This is a genomic window from Mycolicibacterium neoaurum ATCC 25795 (genome assembly GCF_000691525.1).
Classification (GTDB): domain Bacteria; phylum Actinomycetota; class Actinomycetes; order Mycobacteriales; family Mycobacteriaceae; genus Mycobacterium; species Mycobacterium neoaurum.
In genome coordinates, this window is sequence record NZ_JMDW01000008.1 from 644459 (window position 1) to 665289 (window position 20831).

Genomic DNA, 20831 nt, shown 5'->3' on the forward strand with positions numbered 1-20831 from the left:
CGATGCTCGATTGGTCGCTACTGAGCGGTCCGGCACCGGTGGCGTTGTCGGTCATGGCGATAGCGGCGGGGATCTGGCTCGTGGTGCGGATGTATCGCGCTGCGCAGTCACCACGAGTGATCGTCAAGACATTCGTGGTGTGTGTGGCGACGGCCGTGGGGGTGCCGATGATCGGCGTCTACCTGGTGCGTGACGTGTGGGCGATTTTTCCCGACCGATTGCCGGTCTCGGTGTACGTCTGGTTGGGGGCGGTCGTCCTCGCGGTGTCCCTTGCCGTCGCGGTCATGACCTTGCGTGTCTCACCGGGACGCTCGGCCATCACCGTCGTGACCGCGGTGGTGATCGTGGCAGCGTGTCTCAACCAGATCAATATGGTGTTCGCCGCGTATCCGACCGTGCGGGATGCTCTCGGGATCACCCGCGTCGACGACATCATGCTTCCTGATCGACATCAGAAGTCCCTGCCGGTGAGCGCGCACGGTCCGTTGGACAAGATGTGGGCGAGTCCGGCAGGACTCAGCCGGCGTGGCAAGATCACCTCGGCGGCGATACCGGCGACCGTGTCGGGCTTCGCCGCCCGGCCCGCCCGGATCTATCTGCCGCCGGCGTACTTCACCGACGTTCCGCCACGGCTACCGGTGCTGGTCTTGATAGCGGGACAACCGGGAGGCCCCCAGGACTGGATCAGTGCCGGAAAGCTGCCACAGATCATGGACGCCTTTGCCGCCGCGCACAACGGTCTGGCGCCGGTGGTGGTGGTCCCCGACGCGACCGGAAGCCAGCTGGGTGACCCGCTGTGCCTCGATTCGCGCCGCGGGAACAGCGCCGCCTACCTGGCCATCGACGTGCCGGCATGGATAAAGGCCAGGTTGACAGTCGATGTTCGACCGACGGCGTGGGCGGTGGCGGGAGCGTCCTACGGCGGTACCTGCGCGCTTCAGTTGGCCACCAACCATCCCGCGGTCTACCCGACATTCATCGACATCGCCGGTACCGCGGAACCGTCGCTCGGTGACCGAGCACGGACCGTGATGGAGGCGTTCGGAGGTGATGAGCGTCGATTCGAACAGGTCAATCCAATTGACATACTGCGCCGACAGCGCTTCTCCGGCAGCGCGGGTGCGATCGTGATCGGTAGCTCAGATCGGGACAACAGGCCAGATGCCGACAGGGTGCTCGAGGCCATCAGAGCCGCCGGAATGGATGGCCACCTCACCGAGGTGCCGGGCGCTCATGACTGGCGAGCGTTCTCAGCGGGCCTGTCGGTCGAGCTCCCTTGGGTCGCCCGCCGTGTCGGGCTCACCGGTTAGCGCCGTGACAACCATCCGCGTAGGCGAATCTCGCGACCATCCGGCTGTGAAGGCGGTGGACCGGGCCGGTGTGATCGTCGTCCGGGGTTACCGTGGGGGCCGGAACATTCGCAATGGCGACTGCAGCGTGGAGGAGGTCCCCGTGCCCAGGGTGGTGATCGTCGACGACGAAGCACTGATCCGATCCGGGTTCGAGCTGATTCTGTCGGCGGTTGCCGATATCGAGGTGGTCGGCACGTCCGACGGAGTGGGTGCTCTCGCCGTGATTCGTGAACACCAGCCCGATGTTGTACTGCTGGACATCCGGATGCCGGGCAAGGACGGCCTGACCGTGCTGTCCGAGTTGCAGCGACTGCCGTCGCCGCCCGCGGTGGCCATGCTCACCACCTTCAACGCAGACGAGTACATCGCCGCCGCATTGCGCGCGGGCGCCTCGGGATACCTGCTGAAAGATACTGATCCCGAACAACTCCCGCATATGATACGCAGCCTGGCTGCCGGTGGTCTCGTGCTGTCGGGCGGCGTCGGTCCCAAGGTGATCTCGGGTTACCTCGATGATCCCGTCGATTCAGACGCGGCCCAGCGACTGCAGGCATTGACCGATCGTGAAACCGAGGTGCTGCAGTTGCTGGCACGCGGCCATTCCAACGGCGAGATCGCGGGGACGCTCTACACCAGTGTCGGCACCGTGAAGGATCAGGTCAGTTCGATCCTGTCCAAGCTGGGGGTCAGGAGTCGGGTCGAAGCCGCCATCCTCGCTCAGCGCGCCGGCGTCCTCGACGGTGGCGACCAACGTGCCCACTAGGTGGCCACAGTCGGGCCAACGCCTGCTGATCCATGTGCTGCTCATCGGACTTGCCGGCGCCGATGTCGTACTCAATGGGCTCGACGGGGGCTACTCGAAGAGTGAGATGGCCCTCGCGATCGTCGCTGTAGCCGCCCTGATGGTGCGTAATCGATTTCCCTATCTCGCCTTCGCCGCGACCATCCCGGCGCTCGTGGTGGGTTCGGCGGTCGTCGCGGCACTCATCGCGCTCTACACAGTCGCCGAACAGCGCACCAGCCGGGTGCGCATATATGGCTGTGCGGCAGTGGTTTTCATGTGTTACACCAGTGTCTGGGAGACGCCGTACTCCAATGCCAGTCGCTTACTCGACATTGTCTACGCCATCTTGTTCACCGGCGCTCCACTGCTTCTCGGGCTGCTCGTGCGTGCGCGGGCGGAGCTGTCGGCCAAATTGGTAGAGATCGACCGGGCCCATCGACACGAGCAGGAACTGATCGTCGACAAGGCTTTGGCGCGGGAACGCACCAACTTGTCCAGAGAGATGCACGATGTGGTGTCGCATCAGGTGAGCTTGATCGCGGTGCAGGCGGGTGCGCTTCAGGTGACGGCACCGGATGAGGCGACCGCGAGAACAGCGCGGACCATCCGGAAGCTCAGCGTGCAGACGCTCGACGAACTACGCGACATGGTCAGCGTGCTACGGGCATCGGGTGAACATCCCGAGGGCCTCGACCCGCCACCTGGTATCGACGACGTCGATGCGCTGGTGGCCAACTCGGGGATCGCCATCGAGGTCAACGCCGATATCGACCCTGCGGTACGAACTTCCGCGGCAGTGCAACGAGCCATTTACCGGGTGGTCCAAGAGGGCTTGACGAACATCGCCAAACACGCGCCGGGGGCGCCCGCGACCTTGGAGCTCAGTATCACCACCCAGCGAGTGAGTGTGACCTTGACGAATGCCGCGCCGACGCGGACGCCCGATCGCTTGCCCAGCGACCGCTACGGTCTGCTGGGGTTGCGTGAACGCGCTGAACTTCTCGGCGGGGCGCTGTCTTCCGGTCCGCTGGCAGACGGGGGATACCAACTGTCGTTGTACCTGCCGCTACCCGGGTGACTTCGGACCTGGTTTCCCTCCGAGAAAATGTGTCGGTGATCAGCGAGCGGGTGTCGGCTGGGTGTTGGTCGGCGAACTCGGTTCAGCATCGACGGGTTCGTTCCGCTCGCCCCAGAACGCCGTGTCGCCATCGTCGAACATGCCCATGTGCCAATCGGATTCGTAATCAACATCGGCATAGCCGAGATCGTCCCAGCCTAAGCTCGACTGACTGCCGATAAAAAGACCGAACATGAAGATCGCGCCGGCGATGATGACACCGCCTACGGCGATACCGACGCCTGCCGCGACACGGTAGATCCGGGTGGATGTCCTGGATCGGTCCGGCGACATGTCGACGACGGGGCTTGTGACGGTGGGCGGTTCGACGGGTGCATGCACAGTTTCGGACATGGCAACAGCGTGTCAACATGTCGAGATGTGCGGAATCCGCCGAGCGGCGGTATCTAACCGCCGACTGGATGGTCCGCCGCCGCGCCGGCGACCTTCGCGAGTGCGGCGCGACACATGTCCCGGGTTTCGCGCGGGGATTGCTTTCCGTGCCGGATGTCCAAGTGTGCCGAAGTCAACAGCGACCACGTCGCGCCCACCATGAACAGCGGTGTGAAGTGGGTATCGACCGACCCGTCCTGTTGTCCACGTTGGATGACGGCGATGATGCCTGCGTCGGACTCGCATTCGAAGTCATCGGGGTCGGCATCCGCACCTGCTCGCATCCACCAGCCGAGGCTGTCGAGACGTTCGAGCATCTCGTCGACGATTCGCAGATAGGCGGCCAACCCGGTGCCCTCGGCGGTGCGGGCTTGCTGAACGGCCTCTTCGTACTGGGACTCGACGAATGCCTCGATGCCCTCGGTCAGGGCGGCGCGATCAGGGAAGTAGCGGTTGAGCGTGCTTCGCGCGACGCCGGCGGCCTTGGCGATATCGCTCATCGACGCCGCCGCGTTGTCGGTCAACGCGTCGATGGCCGCCGTGAGCAGTGCCGCGCGGGTGCGGTCACGTAACCGTGGCGGGGGACCTGTTGTCGACATCCGCTCATGATGCCTCATTGACCGTAAATCGGTCATGACTTGACGAAAATCGGACATATATGTCCTAATTTTCCCATGGCCATCGATGTGACGCCCGATCGTCGCGACGTGAAGCAGCCGACGAAGCTGTCCGTGTTGTGGGGGTTTGCCCGTCCACACCGTGGCGCCCTCGCCCTCGGCCTCGCGCTGGGTCTCGGTGTGTCGGCAGCTGAACTCGCGACACCCTTGGTCACGCGATGGGTGCTGGACGCTATCGGCATGCCGGGCAACCGATTCGGCGCGCCGGTCATGCTGCTGGCGGGGCTGATCGTCGTCGGCACCATCTTGAGCTGGCGGCAATGGATCGTGCTCGGGACGCTGGCGGAGAACATCGTCTACGACGCCCGCCAGGGCATGATCCGTCGCTTCCTGCGGGCCAGGCTGACGCCACTGCAGGCACGACCGAGCGGCGAAATGGTGACTCGGGTCACCAGCGACACCGTGCTGTTGCGGGAGGCCGCCTCCTCCAGTGCGGTCGGCCTTGTCAACGGCACCATCACCGTGATCGGGACCCTGATCCTGATGGTGTACCTGAACCCGATGCTGGGTGCGATCACCATCACGGCAATGGTCCTTGTTGCGTTGGTGTTTGCCGTCTTGATGCCCGCCATCGGGCATGCGCAGGAGGAAGCGCAGGGCTCGTTGGGACGTCTCGGCGGATCGCTGGAGTCGACCTTGCGCGCCATCAAGACCGTGAAGGTCGCCAAGGCAGAGGATCGTCAAACCGATGCTCTGCTGAAGCTGGCCGATAATTCGCGGGGACATGGCGTACGTGCCATCCGCCGAGAGGCGCTGGTGTGGAGTGTGACCTTCTCCGGAGTGCAGGCCGCCACTCTGGTGATCGTCTGCGGCGGTGCGTATCTCGTATCTGTCGGGCAGCTCGGTGTGTCCACACTGGTGGCGTTCCTGCTCTACGCAGTGGGCTTGTTGGGTCCCGCGATGGAACTGAGTACCCACCTGACCACGCTGCAGGCGGGTATCGCGGCGGCAGGCCGGATCAGAGACGTGCAGGCACTGCCGCCGGAGCGATCCGGCGGATCCGCGTCGACCCTGCCCGCCGACGAGGACCCTGTCATCACGCTCGAGCGGGTCAGTGCCCGATACCGCTCCGACGGTCCGATGATTGTTCGCGATGTCGATCTCGTGGTGCCTCGACGCGGTCACACCGCGATCGTCGGAACCTCGGGTGCCGGGAAGACGACATTGTTCGCCCTCATGCTCAACTTCATCGATCCCGACACGGGCCGACTGCTGATGGCCGGCACGCCGTACGCGGAGCTGGGCAGCAACGGTGTTCGGGGCCGACTCGGCTATGTCGAGCAGGATAGTCCGCTGCTACCGGGCACCCTTCGCGATAACTTGATGTTTGCCAATCCGGCTGCGTCGCAGGTTGACATCGATGAGGTGGTCACGCAGCTCCGACTGTCCGACCTCGTCGATGGGCTCGCGCACGGCCTCGATACCGATGTCGAGGCGGCGACCATCTCGGGCGGACAGCGTCAACGTGTCGCGCTCGCGCGGGCACTGCTGGCCGAACCCGATGTGCTGATGCTCGACGAGGTCACCGCTCAGATCGACGGGCTTTCCGAATCGGCTGTGCACGATGTCATTCGGTATCAGGCAAAGCGGCGCGCGGTCATCACCATCGCGCACCGTCTCTCGACGGTCATCGACGCGGACACGATCATCGTGATGGATGAAGGCCGAATCGTGGACCGTGGGTGTCACGCCGAGCTGATCGAACGGTGCGTGTTATACCAACGTCTGGTCGACGCCTTGCGCGTCGATCTCAGCGGCAGCCCGCGCAGTGATGACACCGCAGAATCACCACTCCGAGAACTGAGGACCACACCATGACCGACAACCCGACCCCGGTGCAGGCTCGGCCCGCGGGCGGCCGATGGAAGGTGCTGTCCGCCAATGATATTTACGGCGGCGTGATCGGTACCGTGTTCGCCAGTGCGACCCTGGCTGCCATCCCGGTCGGGCAAGCGCCCAGCTATTCGGCTTTGTGGGTGGCCGTCAGTGTCGCGATCGCGGCCGTGACGCGCAGTTACGGACAGCACGTCTCGACACACGAGGTGAATTCGGAGACGGGATTCTGGCGGGATCTCGGTTCTTCGATGCTCACCGGCATCCCCATGGTGCTGGCGTCCATTCCCACGGTGGTCGCCTTGTGGTTGGCCCACATATTCGCGTGGCGCGACGATGTGGAGGGCCCGGACGGGTTGGACACCATCGGATTCACGTCGATCATCTTGCTGATGAACGCGGCGCTGCTCTTCGGTTGGGGTCTGCTGGCCGGCCGTATCGGTGGCTACTCCCGCTGGGGCGCGCTGGCCGTCGGTGTCGGCAACGCCGGGATCGGACTGGTGGTGATTCTGGTGAACCTCATGATCAAGTGATCACGGCCATCGGCATGGCTCTCTCGGCTATCGTCGGCGCCATACCCGACAGTCCGCCGCGAAGGGATCGTCCGCATGCCCATCGACCCGAACGCCATCGGCGCGAAGTCCGACGCTCAGATCGTCACCTGGACCGATCGCGACACATTGCTCTATGCGCTCGGTGTCGGAGCGGGGGTCGACGACCTGGCGTTCACCACCGAGAACAGCCACGGCATCGAGCAGCAGGTGTTGCCGACGTTCGCGGTGATCGCGTGCTCGCCCTTCGGCGCCGCGATGCTGATCGGATCGTTCAACTTCAGCATGTTGTTGCACGGGTCGCAGGAGATCCGGGTGTTTGCGCCGCTGCCGCCGGCCGGCAGTCTGCGTGTGCATTCCGAGGTCGCCGACATCCAGGACAAGGGAGCGGGCAAGAACGCCGTGGTGATGTTCAAAGGCGTCGGAGCCGACCCCGACAGTGGTGCGGTTCTGGTCGAAACCCTGACCACCGTGGTGATCCGGGGTGAAGGTGGATTCGGCGGACAACCGGGGCAGCGACCGCCCGCACCGCAGTTCCCCGACCGCGCCCCCGATGCGCATGTCGCGCTGACCACGCGCGATGACCAGGCGCTGCTGTACCGGCTCTCCGGGGACCGTAATCCGCTGCACAGTGATCCGTGGTTCGCCCAGACTCTGGCCGGATTTCCCCGTCCGATCCTGCATGGTCTGTGCACCTATGGTGTCGCGGGGCGGGCGCTGGTCGCCGAGCTCGGTGGCGGGGATGCCACCAAGGTCACCGCGATCGCCTCGCGATTCAGTTCACCGGTGTTCCCCGGAGAGACTCTCACGACATCGATCTGGCGCACCGATGACCAACGGGCGGTGTTCCGAACCGAGGCGGCCCGACCCGACGGATCGGAGTCCCGGGTGGTACTCGACGACGGCACAGCGGAGTACAACGACTGATTTCGTAGGCTCAAATGCCTGTGCGGGTGGTCCCTGCGTTGACAGGATGTCCTGATGAGATTGGCTGTGGGATACCTCGCCACCCCCGGCGGAGCGGATGCGGTCGCCCTGGGCGTCCGACTGGCCAGGAGCCTGGCCGCTGAACTGGATATATGCATCGTGTTGCCCCCCGATCGCGGCGTACCTGCGATGGTGACCACCGGTGGGTACGAGGAACTGTTGGCCCAGCAGGCCCACGAGTGGTTGGCCGATGCGCTGGCGACGGTGCCCGATGACGTCGTCGCGCACGCGCATGTGAGTTTCAGTGACTCGCCATCCGACGGCCTGCTCAGTGAGGTGCGGCGCCTCGGTGCGCAGGCGGTCATCGTCGGCGGCGCGGGTGGCGGACTGGTCGGCAGTTTCACCCTTGGTTCGGTGGTCAACGATCTGCTGCACTCGTCCCATGTGCCGGTGGCCGTTGCGCCCAGAGGAACTCGGTTGTCGGCGGCCACCCGGGTGCGGGAGGTGACATGCGCGATCGGTGAACGTGCGGGCGCGGCTGTGCTGCTGGAGGTGGCGGTACGGGCCTGCGAGCGGGCCGACGTCCCGTTGCGACTGGTGTCGCTGGTCGCCCTCGACCCGATGCTCGGATCACTGCGCGGGGATGCCGAGGCGTCGCGCGAGCGCGCACTCGAACACGCACACCGGACCCTGAACGAAGCGAAGGAATCGCTGCCGGAAGGCTTTTCGGTCACGGCGACGGTCGCTGACGGCAGCTCGGTGGAGGATGCCGTGAGCCGACTGCCCTGGCATGACGGGGACGTGATCATGGTCGGCTCCAGCAGATTGGCCGCGCCACGGCGGTTGTTCCTCGGGTCGACGGCGGCCAAGATGCTGCGGGTGCTGGAGGTTCCGATGATCGTCGTGCCCAGGACCGCCGATCAGGAGGTCTCATGACCACGAGCAGTTCGGATACGGCCAGCGGATCGATCTCCAAGGGGCTTGCCGAGGGCAAGGTCGGCACCCTCTCCGGCGCCATGCTCGGGATCTCCTGCGTGGCACCGGGTTATACCCTGACCGCCAGCATCGGGGTGATCGTCGCCGCAGTGGGTCTGAAGATGCCGGCGATCTTCATCGCCGGTTTCATCCCGATGTTCCTCACCGCCTACGCCTACCGTGAACTGAACTCCCGCACGCCGGACTGCGGGGCATCGTTCACCTGGTCCACCAAGGCCTTCGGCCCCTATGTGGGATGGATGTGCGGGTGGGGCATGGTGGTCGCCTCGATCATCGTGCTGTCCAATCTGGCGGCAATCGCCGTCGAGTTCTTCTACCTGTTGATCGCGCGCGTGTTCAATCAACCCGGCATCGCCGATCTGGCGGGAAATGTCGCGGTCAACATCATCACCACCCTGGTGTTCATCGCACTGGCGACACTGATCGCCAGCCGCGGCATCACGACCAGCGAGCGCGTCCAGTTCGTGCTGGTGGGCTTTCAGTTGGTGGTGCTGGTGGCGTTCGCGGTCACCGCCTTCGTGCACGTGAGCCGGGGCGACGCGCCGGCCGGGCTGAGCTTCGACCTGGACTGGTTCAACCCCTTCACCGGACTGACGCTGGCCGTGTTCGCCGTCGGCCTCACCGGTTCGATCTTCGCGTTCTGGGGTTGGGACACCTGCCTGACCCTCGGTGAGGAATCCAAGGATCCGACCAAGGTGCCGGGACGCGCCGGGCTGTTGTGTGTGACATCGATCCTGATCACCTACCTGCTGATCGCGGTGGCGGTGATGATGTACGCCGGGGTTGGCGAGGAGGGGCTCGGCCTGGGTAACCCGGAGAACTCGGAGAATGTCTTCGGTGCACTGGCCGACCCGGTGCTGGGTCCGTGGTTCGGTCCGCTGCTCTACCTGGCGGTGTTCGCCTCCTCGGTGGCCAGCCTGCAGACCACCTTCCTACCCGCGGCCCGCGCCATGCTCGCGATGGGTGCCTATAAGGCGTTCCCGGCCCGCTTCGCCGAGGTGAGCCCGCGGTTCCTCACCCCGGTGTACTCCACCGTGGTCGCCGGTGTGGTCACGGCCGGTTTCTACACCGTGGTCAAGCTGTTGTCCGACAATGCGCTGTGGGACACCATCGCCGCGTTGGGCATCATGATCTGTTGGTACTACGGCATCACCGCATTCGCCTGTGTCTGGTTCTTCCGGCGTGAGTTGTTCGACAACGCCCACAACATCATCTTCAAATTCCTGTTCCCGCTGCTGGGCGGGCTGATGCTGGCGGTCGTCTTCGTCATCGCGATCGGCGAGAGCATGAACCCGGAGAACGGCAGCGGTGCGGAGATCGGTGGTATCGGGCTGGTGTTCTTCATCGGATTCGGCATCCTGGCGCTCGGGGCGGTGCTGATGCTCGTGATGCGGGCGCGACGACCGGAGTTCTTCCTCGGTCAGACGCTGAGGCGGGATACCCCGGCGCTCAAGGAATAGCGCTCAGCGCTCATCGGCAGTCGGTGGTGGCTCGTAGGGTGTGTACCACCACCATTGGGCCTTCTCGCCGAGTGGGCCGCGACACGGTGCGACCGGGGGTCTGGCTCGGGTGGGCGGCCTCGCCAGCGATGCCGACACCAGTTGTCGGCCCTCGTCGTCGGTGACCACGAGAGCTTCGGCCGGCCCGGTGATCGTGATCTCGCCCTTGTGATGCATGCGGTGATGCCACGGGCAGAGCAACACCAGATTGTCGAGCTCAGTGGCCCCGCCGTGTTCCCAGTGGATCAGGTGATGGGCGTGCAGGCCGCGGGTTGCCCCGCAGCCGGGCACCACACAGGTGTGATCCCGGTGCTCCAACGCCCGACGCAGCCGACGGCTGATCGTCCGGGTGGTGCGCCCCGCCCCAATCGGGCGGCCATGGCGTTCCAACCACACCTCGCACGTTGCATCACAGAGCAGCAGCTGGCGTTCCCCGTCGGTGAGCGCGGGCCCCAAATGCAATGCCGCGACGCCCTTGTCGGCATTGAGGTGCACCACCACCGTGGTGTGCTGGCCGTGCGGGCGGCGTTCGACATCGGTGTCCCAGCCGGCCTCGATCAGGCTGATGAACGCATCAACAGTGTCCGGGAACGGTGCGGTCGGGTCCGCGGGCAGCGCCGCACCCTCGTTCACCTCCACCTGCGGGACATCGCGGCCGTCCTGGGCGTAACGGTCACGCTTCCAGTCCGCGACCAAGGCGTCCTTATGGGAGGCCAGCGCCGCGTCGAACTTCGCTGCCTCCAACTTCGGGAGCCGGATCTTGTAGGTGGTGTACCCGTCTTGGTCATAACTACTGAAAGACCGCTTGGGCTCGCGGGGCTTCGCATCGGGGCGGGGTTCCTGCTTTACCGCGGTCCGCAACTGGGTGACCGTGGCGACCTGCACCAGATTCGCGTAATGGTCATCGCAGCCGGCCCCGGCGCGTTCGGCGATCACCCCGATCTGATCCAACGACACCCGACCTTCCCGCAACCCTCTGGTGCAGCGCGGCATTTCGTCGATCCGGTGTGCCACAGCGACCATGGTCGCCGCGCGCCGTGCAGATACCCCTGCTTTCCAGGCGACCAGCGCTTCGATGGAACGACATCCGGTATGTCCCCACAGGGAATTGCCGTCGGGTGTGCCGCGGCCGTCGATTTCGGCGATGATCTCCACCAGCCGACCGTCGATGGCGTTGCGTTGCCCGGTCAGTTCCCCGATCTCGTCGAACAACATGTCCAGACGATCAATGGGGCGCACCTCATCCTCGAAAGAGGCTGCGGCGGTGGACATGACCCTATTCTAGAGAGGGGTACCGACAAGTTCTGGGCCATGGGACAACGAAATCAGACCCGCCCGCCATCGCCGTCGGTGCGCCGGTGATCATCATCAAACCGGCGGAGAAGACAGGCGTCGGGCGTGAGGGCGTCCGGTACGCGATGGAGGACTACACCGATCCGCGGCGGCTGCTGCTGACGGGTCTGCCGCTCTGAGCGATGGCGTATCGAACAATTGTTCGATACGCTGTATGGGTGGGTTGGCACAACGGACCGCCGAGCTGGCCGGAGATGGAGCGGGTCCTCAGCAGTAGGCCCCGTGGCAAACCGCGCCGCTCCGGGCTGCCGCTGGAGCCACCCGGTGATGGTGGTGACAGTCCGGCCTGGTCGCGCAAACGCGGCGCCTACCTGGCCGACGGGGTGCAGCGCTCCCGATCCTCGGTGCCGTATGCCGAACTGCACGCCCATTCGGCCTACAGCTTCCTCGACGGGGCCAGCACCCCGGAGGAGATGGTGGAGGAGGCGGCGCGGCTGGGCCTGCGGGCTATAGCGCTGACCGATCATGACGGTCTCTACGGAGTCGTACGGTTCGCCGAGGCCGCCCGCGAACTCGACGTGGACACCGTGTTCGGTGCGGAGTTGTCCCTGGGAAACGTGCCCCGCACCGAACAACCCGATCCGCCGGGGCCTCACCTGCTGGTGCTCGCCCGGGGGCCGGAGGGTTATCGACGGTTGTCCCGCGAAATTTCGTCGGCCCATCTGGCCGGCGGCGAAAAAGGAAAACCGCGTTGCGATTTCGATGCACTCACCGAGGCCGCCGGGGGGCACTGGCACATCCTCACCGGTTGCCGCAAAGGTCATGTCCGGCAGGCGCTGACCCGTGGCGGGCCCGAAGCCGCCGAGGCGGCGCTGGCCGACCTGGTGGATCGGTTCGGGGCCGACCGCGTCAGCGTCGAGTTGACCCATCACGGTCACCCGCTCGACGATGAGCGCAACACCGTCCTTACCGGATTGGCATCGCGATTCGGTCTGGGGCTGATCGCCACCACCGGCGCGCATTTCGCCGTACCCGAGCGGGGGCGGCTGGCCATGGCGATGGCGGCGATCAGGGCTCGCAACTCGATGGACGACGCGGCCGGGTGGCTGGCGCCACTGGGTGGGGCGCATCTGCGTTCGGGGGAGGAGATGGCTCGCGTCTTCGGTACCGAAATCGTTTCCGCCGCTGCCGATCTCGGTGAACAATGCGCCTTCGGCCTGGCGTTGATCGCCCCGCAGTTGCCGCCGTTCGATGTGCCTCCCGGACACACCGAGGCCAGCTGGCTGCGTCTGTTGGTGCGCGAGGGGGCATTGGACCGCTACGGCACGCCCGAGCGCGCACCGAAGGCGTATCGCCAGATCGAGCATGAACTGGCCATCATCGAAAAGCTGAACTTCCCAGGCTATTTCCTGGTGGTGCACGACATCACCCGATTCTGCCGAGAACGTGACATCCTCTGTCAGGGAAGGGGGTCGGCGGCCAACTCCGCGGTCTGCTACGCCCTCAAGGTCACCAATGTCGATCCGATCGCCAACGAGTTGTTGTTCGAACGGTTCCTGTCGCCGGCGCGCGATGGCCCACCCGATATCGATATCGACATCGAATCGGACCTGCGCGAGGAGGTCATCCAGTACGTCTACGAAAAGTACGGCCGTGATTACGCCGCCCAGGTGGCCAACGTCATCACCTACCGGGGGCGCAGTTCGGTCCGGGACATGGCCCGTGCGTTGGGTTTCTCGCAAGGGCAACAGGACGCGTGGAGCAAACAGATCAGCCGCTGGAACGGGCTTGCCGATTCCCCCGACGTGGAAGACATCCCCGAGCAGGTCGTCGACCTGGCCACCCAGATCTCCAATCTGCCCCGGCACATGGGTATCCACTCCGGGGGCATGGTGATCTGTGATCGCCCGATCGCCGACGTGTGCCCGGTGGAGTGGGCGCGAATGGAGAATCGCAGTGTTCTGCAATGGGACAAGGATGACTGTGCGGCAATCGGTTTGGTCAAGTTCGATTTGCTGGGACTGGGCATGTTGTCGGCGTTGCACTACGCGATCGACCTGACCCGTGAGCACAAGGGCATCGAGGTCGACCTGTCCAAGCTAGACCTGTCGGAGCCGGCCGTCTACGAGATGCTGCAACGCGCCGACTCGGTCGGAGTGTTCCAGGTCGAATCCCGCGCGCAGATGGCCACCCTGCCGCGGCTCAAACCGCGGATGTTCTACGACCTGGTGGTCGAGGTGGCCCTCATCCGTCCCGGCCCCATCCAGGGTGGGTCGGTACATCCGTACATCAAGCGGCGCAACGGCGAAGAAGAGGTGACCTATGACCACCCGTCGATGAAGCCGGCCCTGGAGAAGACCCTCGGCGTCCCCCTGTTCCAGGAACAGCTGATGCAACTGGCGGTGGACTGCGCAGGCTTCACCGGGGCCGAGGCCGATCAGCTGCGCAGGGCGATGGGTTCCAAACGGTCCACCGAGAAGATGCGCCGGTTACGCGGCCGGTTCTTCGACGGAATGCGCGAGCGGCACGGTATCACCGGTGCAGTGGCCGAGAAGATCTACGACAAGCTGGAGGCGTTCGCCAATTTCGGCTTCCCGGAAAGTCATTCGCTGAGCTTCGCCTCGCTGGTGTTCTACTCGTCGTGGTTCAAGCTGCACCATCCCGCCGTGTTCTGCGCCGCGTTGCTGCGCGCCCAGCCGATGGGGTTCTATTCGCCGCAGTCGTTGGTCGCCGATGCCCGTCGGCATGGCGTGATCGTGCACGGACCGGATGTGAACGCCAGCCTGGACCACGCCACCTGCGAGAACCGGGGACTGGATGTGCGGATGGGTCTGGGCAGCATCCGTCACATCGGTGATGAGCTGGCGAAGAAGATCGTCGATGACCGGATAGCCGGCGGACCGTTCACCGATCTGCTGAATCTGACTGCACGAATCCAACTTTCGGTCCCGCAAACCGAGGCGTTGGCCACCGCTGGGGCGCTCGGCTGCTTCGGGATCACCCGACGAGAGGGATTGTGGGCGGCCGGTGCGGCCGCCGCCGAACGCCCTGATCGGCTCCCCGGGGTGGGTTCGTCCACGCACATCCCGGCACTGCCGGGGATGAGCGCTCTGGAACTGGCTGCCGCCGATGTCTGGGCCACCGGTGTTTCACCGGACAGCTATCCCACCCAGTTCCTGCGCGAGGACCTGGCCGCGATGGGGGTCGTCCCGGCCGCCGAACTGCTGTCGGTGCCCGACGGGAGCCGCATCCTTGTTGCCGGGGCGGTGACGCATCGACAACGCCCGGCCACCGCCCAGGGCGTCACGTTCGTCAACCTCGAAGACGAGACCGGCATGGTCAACGTGCTGTGTGCCCCGGGAGTCTGGGCGCGCTACCGCAAGCTGGCGCAGAGCGCGCCGGCGCTGATCATCCGCGGCATCGTGCAGAACGCGACCGGGGCGGTGACGGTGCTGGCCGACCGGATGGGCCCGGTGGACCTGAAGGTGCGTTCCCGATCTCGGGACTTCCAGTGATCGTCACTCCGTCGGTGTCGTCCACACCTTCTCGATGCTGATCTTCAGCCGGGTGCCGTAGTTGCCCATCGACGGGGTCAACCCGATCTGATCGGACATCGCTTGGTATTTCGCCCAGTACGGCGCGTCCTCGCGGGGATCGGTGCCCTCGGCATCGATCCGCGCCGGCCCGCCGATCACGATGATCCCGCCACCGTTGCCATCGGAGTCCAGATTAAGACTCACCTGGGGGTGGTTGCCGATATGCCGAACCTTGGCGGCGCCAGGCTCGGTGTACACCACGATGTCGGTCCCGTCGAAGAGGAACCACACCAGTTTGGGCACCGGTTGGGCCGACTTGGCGACGGTGGTCAACCACGCGAAATCGTCGGATTTCAGGCGGTCGAGGATTTCCGGTGTCAGGTCTGCAGTCATGGAAGCGAATGTAGTCTCGCGGTATGACACTCAACCTGACCGCGGATGAAGTTCTGACCACGACGCGTTCGGTGCGCAAACGGCTCGATTTCGACAAGCCCGTCCCGCGCGAGGTGCTGATGGAGTGCCTCGATATCGCCCTGCAGGCCCCGACCGGCTCCAATTCACAAGGCTGGCAATGGGTCTTCGTCGAGGACGAGGAAAAGAAGAAGGCGATCGCCGATATCTACCGGGTGGCCGCCACCCCGTACCTGGAGGCCCCCAAGCCGCAGTTCGGTGACAGCCGCGACGAGCGCACACCCAAGGTCGTCGACTCCGCCAAATACCTCAACGACCACCTGCACGAGGTGCCGGTCATGCTGATCCCGTGTCTGGAGGGCCGCCCGGACGGGGCGCCGGCGGGCATGAGCGCCGGCTTCTGGGGATCACTGATGCCGGCGGTGTGGAGCTTCATGCTGGCGTTGCGCAGTCGCGGCCTCGGTTCGGCGTGGACCTCGCTGCATCTGATGGGTGACGGTGAGAAGAAGACGGCCGAACTGCTGGGCATCCCCTTCGACAAATACTCTCAGGGCGGTCTGTTCCCGATCGCCTACACCAAGGGCACCGATTTCAAGAAGGCCAAGCGGCTGCCCGCCGAGGAACTCACGCACTGGAACACCTGGTGATCACACCGCGCCGGTGAACCCCTGCTGGCGCCACGCCTCGTAGGCCGCGACCGCGGCGGCGTTCGACAGGTTCAGCGACCGCCGGCCCGACAGCATCGGGATACGCACCCGCGCGGTGATGTGTGGGTCGGCCAGCGTCTGCTGGTCTAGCCCCGTCGGCTCCGGCCCGAACATCAGCACGTCCCCGGGCTCATAGGACACCTGGGCGAAGGACAGCTCCGCGTGCGCGGTGAAGGCGAACACCCGCGATGGTCCGATGGTGGCCCATGCCGCTTCCAGGTCCGGGTGCACCGTCACCGAGGCCAGATCGTGGTAGTCCAATCCCGCCCGGCGCAACTTCGGTTCGGACAGGTCGAAGCCCAACGGTTCGACCAGATGCAGCTCGCAGCCGGTCGCGGCCACCATCCGGATCGCGTTACCGGTGTTGGGCGCGATCCGCGGCGAGTAGAACAGGACGTGGAACATCGGGCCATTGTCCACTGCGCATAATGGCGGCATGGTCGAGCAGAGCCTCTGGATGCAAAAGGTCGCCGCCAACCCCGGACATTCGCAGTGGTACATCGACCGCTTCCGCGCCATGGCCCGGGCCGGAAACGACCTCGACGGCGAGGCCCGCTTCATCGACGCCATGGCAGCCCGCGGCGCGCGCATCCTCGATGCCGGCTGCGGGCCGGGGCGGGTCGGCGGCTATCTGTCCGCGGCCGGACACGACGTCGTCGGCGTCGACGTCGACCCCACCCTGATCGCCGCCGCCAAAGCCGACCATCCCGGTGCACGCTGGCTGGTCGGCGACCTCGCCGAACTCGACCTGCCCGCCCGCGGGGTCGCCGAACCGTTCGACATCATCGTCTCGGCGGGCAACGTGATGACATTCCTGGCACCGAGCACCCGCGGACAGGTCTTGGCACGATTGCGCACCCACCTGCGCACCGACGGTCGTCTGGTCATCGGATTCGGTGCGGGCCGCGACTATCCCTTCGACCGGTTCCTCGATGACGCACGCGCGGCCGGTCTGACCCAGGACCTGTTGCTGTCCACCTGGGATGTGCGCCCATTCGACGACGATGCCGACTTCCTGGTCGCGATCCTGCGCCGCGGCTGAACTGCCCGGAAAAGGTTACGCATCGTAACGGTCACGAACCGTCGTCACGGTGTCCGAGAGCCTGGGATCGGCTGTGCCCGAATGCCATACTCGAAACAATTGCCGGGTCACACGACGCCGGCCCCGACGTGGGCATACCAGCAGGAAGCACATGAACGCGCCACAACCGACATGACCGCCTTTCCCGCGTCCAGCGCGCACGGCGAGATAGCCGGTGCCGCAACGACATATGCGAAACGGCCGGCGCGCTGGTCGCTGAGCAACTGGCCCGTCGCAGGGAAAATCGTTGCCATCATCGCGGTTCCGATGTTGCTGGCCGCCTCATTGGGCGGGTTACACATCTACGAGAGCTTTACCGACAACGCGATACCCGCCGTCACGGCCACCCGCGATGCGGTGATCGTGGCGGTACTGCTGCTGGTGGCGCTGCTGATCGTCGCGCTGGTCGCCCGCTCCCTGATCGGGCCGCTGCGCCGGCTGCGCGACGGTGCGCTGCAGGTGGCGCACACCGATCTGGCCCGCGAGCTCGAACAGGTGCGCACGGGCGGTGATCCGGGCCCGCTGACCCCGATCCCGGTGCACACCACCGAGGAGCTCGGACAGCTTGCCCACGCGGTCGACGAACTCCACGAACAGGCCCTGCAGCTCGCCGGCGAGCAGGCCCGGCTGCAGGTACAGGTCAGCGATATGTTCGAGACGGTATCCCGGCGCAGCCGGTCGCTGGTGGACCAGCAGCTGACGCTGATCGACCAGATGGAGCGCGACGAACAGGATCCCGACCGGTTGGATGGCCTGTTCCGGCTCGACAACCTGGCTGCCCGGATGCGCCGCAACGGGGCCAATCTCCTGGTGCTGGCAGGCACCGACACCGCTCGTGGTCACAGCGACCCGGCACCGCTGTCGGCGATTGTCAACGCCGCGTCCTCCGAGGTCGAGGACTACACGCGCCTGCAGACGGCCGAGCTTCCCGATTGCGCCGTCGTCGGCGCGGTGGCCGCTGATCTGGTGCATGTGCTCGCCGAGTTGATGGACAACGGGCTGCGGTACTCGCCGCCGGCCACGACCGTGCGCATCTCGGGCCTGCGCACCGACGATGGCGCGTTGGTGCTCGAGGTCGGCGACGACGGTCTCGGGATGGCAGAACCGGACCTGCGCGTCACCAACACACGTTTGCAGTCCGATGGCGAGGTCACCGCGTACACGGCACGGCACATGGGGCTGTTCGTCGTCGCCCGGCTGGCCGCCCGGCACGGACTGGTGGTGCGATTGCGTGCCACCGTCAGCGGGGACCCGAACTCGGGCACCACCGCGGGCATCTACGTTCCTGCGGGACTGGTCGTCGGTGGATCAGGCCTGCCTCGGATTGCCGATGCCGAGCCGGTGCCGACAGATGCGGCGGTGGCACCGACGGTGGCTGTCGAGTCGGCCGAACCCGATTTGCCCCGACGGGACCCGATGTTCGGCGCTGCGACACCGAATGCCGGTTCCGACGATGCGATCTACCAGAAGATGCTCTCGGAGTGGCTGGTCGACCCCACCGACCTCGGCGTCGACACCAACCTGGATTGGAAATCGGTGTGGGACAACGGTTGGTCGGCGGCCGAAGCGGCCGAGAGCACGCCCGCCACCGAGCACACCGCCGAGGGCCTGCCGGTCCGCCGACCCGGTGCGCGGTTGGTACCCGGAGCGGGCGAGGCCGATCCGGCGGCGGCCGAGCCCACCGACCCGGTGACCGCTCCGCTACCGGATCCGGCAACCATCCGGGCCAGCCTCAGCAGCCACTTCGCCGGCGTGCACGCCGCACGCTCGCGGCCGCAGGACACCGGGGAAGACCGGTGACAACCCGGGAGTCCCTCGACTGGCTGGTGGCCAAGTTCGCCCGCGAAGTCGACGGGGTGTCGCATACGGTGTTGGTCTCCGCCGACGGTCTGCTGATGGCGGCCAGCGAGCACATGCCCACCGAACGCGCCGACCAATTGGCCGCGGTGACCTCCGGGCTGGCCAGCCTCGCCGGCGGCGCCGCACAGCTCTTCCAGGGCGGTCACGTCATGCAGTCGATCGTCGAGATGGAGCACGGCTATCTGCTCGTGATGCGCGCCGGCGACGGATCCAACATCGCGGCGCTGGCCACGCGATCCTGCGATATCGGCCAGGTCGGATACGAGATGGCGATGCTCGTCGAGCGCGTGGGCAACGTCGTGCAGGCCGCGCGCCGTTCACGCCACACATCGTGAGCGACGATGTCACCGCCTTGGTGCGGCCCTACACACTGACCGGTGGGCGCACCACGGCAGGACTGGATCTTCCCTTGGAAGCGCCGATCCGGACGGTCGAGCCCGGGCCACCGCCGCGTTGGCCGGCAGCAGATGTGCGGTCTCGGATACTGACCGCTGCTCGGGTGGGACCGTCGGTCGCCGAGATCGCGGCGCGGTTGGAGTTGCCGTTGGGTGTGGCGCGTGTGCTGATCGGCGACCTGGCCCTGGAGGGGTATGTTCGGGTGCGCGCGACGCTGGGGGAGTCATCCTCGGCCGACGAGCGTCGTGACCTGATCGGAAGGACGCTGCGTGGACTCCGGGCGCTCTGAACGGCCGACATCCACCAAGATCGTCATCTCGGGAGGGTTCGGCTCGGGCAAGACCACGTTCGTCGGCGCAGTGTCGGAGATCATGCCGCTGCGTACCGAGGCGCTGGTCACCACGGCGTCGGCCGGTTTCGACGAATTGGGGGCCACCCCGGGTAAGACGACCACCACGGTCGCGATGGACTTCGGCCGCATCACCCTGGCCGAGGACCTGGTGCTCTATCTGTTCGGTACGCCCGGTCAGCGCCGGTTCTGGTTCATGTGGGATGACCTGATCCGCGGCGCCATCGGCGCGGTGATCCTCGTCGACGTGCGGCGGTTGCAGGACAGCTTCGCCGCCGTCGACTTCTTCGAGGCGCGCCGGCTGCCGTTCATCATCGCGGTCAACGAGTTCGACGGCGCGCCGCGGCATCCGAAGGCGGCCCTGCGGCAGGCGCTGGCGCTGCGCGCCGACATCCCGATCGTCACCGTCGACGCCAGGGACCGGAACTCGGTGCGGGCCGCGCTGATCACGGTGGCCGAGTACGCGCTTGCGGCGGTCCCGACATGACCGACGACCAGGTGTGGGTGGACCGCGAGTTCACCAACCACGACTTCCGTGACGAGGACCTGTCCCGGCTGCGCACCGAGCGGGTGGTGTTCGACGAGTGCGATTTCAGCGGTGTCGACCTGACCGAGTCCGAGCATCTCGGTTCGGCATTCCGCAACTGCACTTTCCGGCGGGCCGCCCTGCTGCACAGCACGTTCCGGCAGTGCAGTCTGCTCGGTTCGGTGTTCACCGAGACCCGGCTGCGGCCGGTGCAGTTCGTCGAGGTCGACCTGTCGTTGAGCGTGCTCGGCGGCTGTGACCTACGGACCCTGGACCTTTCGGACTGCCGGCTGCGCGAGGCCAACCTGGTGGGGGCGGACCTGCGCAAGGCCGTATTGCAGCGTGCCGACCTCAGCGGTGCGCGGGTGCAGGACGCCAAGTTCGACGAGGCCGACCTGCGTGGCGCGCGGGTCGATCCGACGTTCTGGACGACGGCCAAGCTGCGCGGCGCGCGGGTGAACATCGAGCAGGGGCTGGCCTACGCGGCCGCGCACGGGTTGGACGTGCACGGCGAGTAGAAACTTGCGATTTGTGGAGTTCCAG

Annotated in this window: 21 protein-coding genes; 16 read left to right on the plus strand and 5 right to left on the minus strand. The window is 66.0% G+C overall.

Features of this window, described 5'->3' with window-relative positions:
- Positions 1–2 precede the first annotated feature (2 nt).
- The 3 genes from IC40_RS0110555 to IC40_RS0110565 all read left to right on the plus strand — a co-directional run bounded on the left by IC40_RS0110555 (position 3) and on the right by IC40_RS0110565 (position 3214).
- The gene (locus IC40_RS0110555) at positions 3–1310 is read left to right on the plus strand and encodes an alpha/beta hydrolase (RefSeq protein ID WP_030134678.1); all 1308 of its coding nucleotides are present in this window, start codon (positions 3–5) and stop codon (positions 1308–1310) included.
- A gap of 142 nt (positions 1311–1452) precedes the next feature.
- Positions 1453–2115: a response regulator gene (locus tag IC40_RS0110560; protein WP_030134679.1), complete on the plus strand. Its 663-nt coding sequence runs from the start codon at positions 1453–1455 to the stop codon at positions 2113–2115.
- Positions 2105–3214: a sensor histidine kinase gene (locus IC40_RS0110565; protein WP_030134680.1), complete on the plus strand. Its 1110-nt coding sequence runs from the start codon at positions 2105–2107 to the stop codon at positions 3212–3214. Before IC40_RS0110560 ends, IC40_RS0110565 begins: the two co-directional genes overlap by 11 nt.
- A 39-nt stretch (positions 3215–3253) precedes the next feature.
- On the opposite strand, the gene IC40_RS0110570 is transcribed toward IC40_RS0110565, so the two are convergent.
- A complete protein-coding gene (locus IC40_RS0110570; RefSeq protein ID WP_138158148.1) occupies positions 3254–3547 on the minus strand; it encodes a hypothetical protein in 294 nt (97 codons plus the stop codon).
- Positions 3548–3660: 113 nt separating this feature from the next.
- A complete protein-coding gene (locus tag IC40_RS0110575) occupies positions 3661–4245 on the minus strand; it encodes a TetR/AcrR family transcriptional regulator (protein WP_051644310.1) in 585 nt (194 codons plus the stop codon).
- Between the two features lie 75 nt (positions 4246–4320).
- Here IC40_RS0110575 and IC40_RS0110580 point away from each other — a divergent pair, with 75 nt between their 5' ends.
- From IC40_RS0110580 to IC40_RS0110600, 5 genes are all read left to right on the plus strand, one after another.
- Entirely contained in the window at positions 4321–6141 is a 1821-nt protein-coding gene (locus IC40_RS0110580; RefSeq protein ID WP_042509972.1) for an ABC transporter ATP-binding protein, read from the plus strand.
- Positions 6138–6689, plus strand: a complete 552-nt coding sequence (locus tag IC40_RS0110585) for a hypothetical protein (RefSeq protein ID WP_030134684.1) — start codon at positions 6138–6140, stop codon at positions 6687–6689. Before IC40_RS0110580 ends, IC40_RS0110585 begins: the two co-directional genes overlap by 4 nt.
- Positions 6690–6764: 75 nt before the next feature.
- Positions 6765–7634: a MaoC/PaaZ C-terminal domain-containing protein gene (locus IC40_RS0110590; RefSeq protein ID WP_030134685.1), complete on the plus strand. Its 870-nt coding sequence runs from the start codon at positions 6765–6767 to the stop codon at positions 7632–7634.
- 54 nt (positions 7635–7688) lie between these two features.
- Entirely contained in the window at positions 7689–8570 is an 882-nt protein-coding gene (locus tag IC40_RS0110595) for a universal stress protein (RefSeq protein WP_030134686.1), read from the plus strand.
- Positions 8567–10090 (plus strand): APC family permease, encoded by a 1524-nt coding sequence (locus IC40_RS0110600; protein WP_030134687.1) that lies wholly within the window; start codon positions 8567–8569, stop codon positions 10088–10090. Before IC40_RS0110595 ends, IC40_RS0110600 begins: the two co-directional genes overlap by 4 nt.
- A 3-nt stretch (positions 10091–10093) precedes the next feature.
- Here the strand turns inward: IC40_RS0110600 and IC40_RS0110605 are convergent, their stop codons facing one another.
- Entirely contained in the window at positions 10094–11401 is a 1308-nt protein-coding gene (locus IC40_RS0110605) for an HNH endonuclease signature motif containing protein (RefSeq protein WP_030134688.1), read from the minus strand.
- Positions 11402–11640: 239 nt separating this feature from the next.
- Here IC40_RS0110605 and IC40_RS0110615 point away from each other — a divergent pair, with 239 nt between their 5' ends.
- A complete protein-coding gene (locus IC40_RS0110615) occupies positions 11641–14937 on the plus strand; it encodes an error-prone DNA polymerase (RefSeq protein ID WP_030134689.1) in 3297 nt (1098 codons plus the stop codon).
- 3 nt (positions 14938–14940) lie between these two features.
- Here IC40_RS0110615 and IC40_RS0110620 read toward each other — a convergent pair whose 3' ends face one another.
- Entirely contained in the window at positions 14941–15351 is a 411-nt protein-coding gene (locus tag IC40_RS0110620; protein WP_030134690.1) for a TIGR03667 family PPOX class F420-dependent oxidoreductase, read from the minus strand.
- A 23-nt stretch (positions 15352–15374) separates the two neighbouring features.
- On the opposite strand from IC40_RS0110620, the gene IC40_RS0110625 reads away from it, so the two are divergent.
- Positions 15375–16016, plus strand: a complete 642-nt coding sequence (locus IC40_RS0110625) for a nitroreductase family protein (RefSeq protein WP_030134691.1) — start codon at positions 15375–15377, stop codon at positions 16014–16016.
- Here the strand turns inward: IC40_RS0110625 and IC40_RS0110630 are convergent, their stop codons facing one another.
- A complete protein-coding gene (locus IC40_RS0110630; protein ID WP_030134692.1) occupies positions 16017–16481 on the minus strand; it encodes a tRNA (cytidine(34)-2'-O)-methyltransferase in 465 nt (154 codons plus the stop codon). It abuts the gene before it with no gap.
- Positions 16482–16512: 31 nt separating this feature from the next.
- Here IC40_RS0110630 and IC40_RS0110635 point away from each other — a divergent pair, with 31 nt between their 5' ends.
- The 6 genes from IC40_RS0110635 to IC40_RS0110660 all read left to right on the plus strand — a co-directional run bounded on the left by IC40_RS0110635 (position 16513) and on the right by IC40_RS0110660 (position 20806).
- Positions 16513–17118, plus strand: coding sequence for a class I SAM-dependent methyltransferase (locus IC40_RS0110635; RefSeq protein ID WP_030134693.1), 606 nt, complete (start codon positions 16513–16515; stop codon positions 17116–17118).
- Positions 17119–17289: 171 nt separating this feature from the next.
- Complete coding sequence (locus tag IC40_RS0110640) at positions 17290–18957, plus strand: HAMP domain-containing sensor histidine kinase (RefSeq protein WP_051644311.1); 1668 nt, start codon at positions 17290–17292, stop codon at positions 18955–18957.
- A complete protein-coding gene (locus IC40_RS0110645; RefSeq protein WP_030134695.1) occupies positions 18954–19352 on the plus strand; it encodes a roadblock/LC7 domain-containing protein in 399 nt (132 codons plus the stop codon). Before IC40_RS0110640 ends, IC40_RS0110645 begins: the two co-directional genes overlap by 4 nt.
- Complete coding sequence (locus IC40_RS0110650) at positions 19349–19702, plus strand: DUF742 domain-containing protein (RefSeq protein ID WP_081843396.1); 354 nt, start codon at positions 19349–19351, stop codon at positions 19700–19702. Before IC40_RS0110645 ends, IC40_RS0110650 begins: the two co-directional genes overlap by 4 nt.
- Positions 19683–20249, plus strand: coding sequence for a GTP-binding protein (locus IC40_RS0110655; protein WP_030134697.1), 567 nt, complete (start codon positions 19683–19685; stop codon positions 20247–20249). The genes IC40_RS0110650 and IC40_RS0110655 overlap by 20 nt, the downstream gene beginning before the upstream one ends.
- Positions 20246–20806, plus strand: coding sequence for a pentapeptide repeat-containing protein (locus tag IC40_RS0110660; RefSeq protein WP_030134698.1), 561 nt, complete (start codon positions 20246–20248; stop codon positions 20804–20806). Before IC40_RS0110655 ends, IC40_RS0110660 begins: the two co-directional genes overlap by 4 nt.
- Positions 20807–20831 lie beyond the last annotated feature (25 nt).